This window comes from Marinicella gelatinilytica (genome assembly GCF_026410405.1).
In the GTDB taxonomy this organism is placed as follows: domain Bacteria; phylum Pseudomonadota; class Gammaproteobacteria; order Xanthomonadales; family Marinicellaceae; genus Marinicella; species Marinicella gelatinilytica.
The window spans coordinates 1-979 of record NZ_JAPMLN010000036.1 but is presented as its reverse complement, the minus strand read 5'-3'; the positions used below and the strand labels follow the sequence as shown (position 1 = coordinate 979).

Below are 979 nucleotides of genomic sequence, written 5' to 3'. Positions count from 1 at the left end.
ACTGTATGTGACCAACCGAACGACAAGCGCAACGCAGTAAACAGGCAAAAGACCAAGTAAATGGGTCTGTAGCTCAGTTGGTTAGAGCGCACCCCTGATAAGGGTGAGGTCGCTGGTTCAACTCCAGCCAGACCCACCAAATTTTGCGCTGCTCGGCGTTAGATTAAAGCTCACCTATTGTTAATAGGCTTCACTTTAATCTGCCTTGATCAGCACAAAATTGATTTAGTTTTACTTAGTGTTAGATGTAAGTTTATTTAATGGTAATAAACTTTATTTTCATCTGACTTGATTAAAACAAAATTAGTGCTGGTATGGATTTTTATTAAAGAATTTTTCTCAAACATGGTGAATGTTTGACAAGGATTTTTCAGGCGAAAGTCTGAAGGCAAGTATGCTTTATACAGAGTAATTTAACAATTTGGAATATGAGTCTGATGATAATCATGATGAGTGATTATTATCTACAAATCAATTTGATTTGAGTCAATGGCGTCTAAAATAGAATTTATTGTAGTAAAAAAATAAAATCGTTATTAGAGAAACCGGCGAGATGTGTATGTGTGAGAGCATGTATATGTTTTGTTATGATCCATATTTGTTTGAAAGATAACCTTAGATTTTTTGGGGTTATATGATCAAGTGAATAAGCGTATGTGGTGGATGCCTTGGCGGTAGGAGGCGATGAAGGACGTGTAAGTCTGCGATAAGCTGTGGTTAGCTGACACAAAAGCGTATAACCCACAGATTTCCGAATGGGGCAACCCGATCTTATAAGATCATCTTATAGCTGTAAGGTTATAAGAAGCGAACCCGGAGAACTGAAATATCTAAGTACCCGGAGGAAAAGAAATCAACCGAGATTCCGCAAGTAGCGACGAGCGAACGCGGATTAGCCCAAAAGTTTTATAGTTTTTAACAGAATGGTGTGGAAAAGCCAGCCAAAGAAGGTGATAGCCCTGTAAGTGAAAGAGATTAT

1 tRNA gene and 1 rRNA gene are annotated in these 979 nt (G+C 38.2%); both read left to right on the top strand.

Annotation, left to right across the window (positions count from 1 at the left end):
• Positions 1-62: 62 nt before the first annotated feature.
• Positions 63-139, top strand: a tRNA-Ile gene (locus OS173_RS13235).
• Between the two features lie 497 nt (positions 140-636).
• Positions 637-979, top strand: a 23S ribosomal RNA gene (locus OS173_RS13230); the annotation flags it as partial.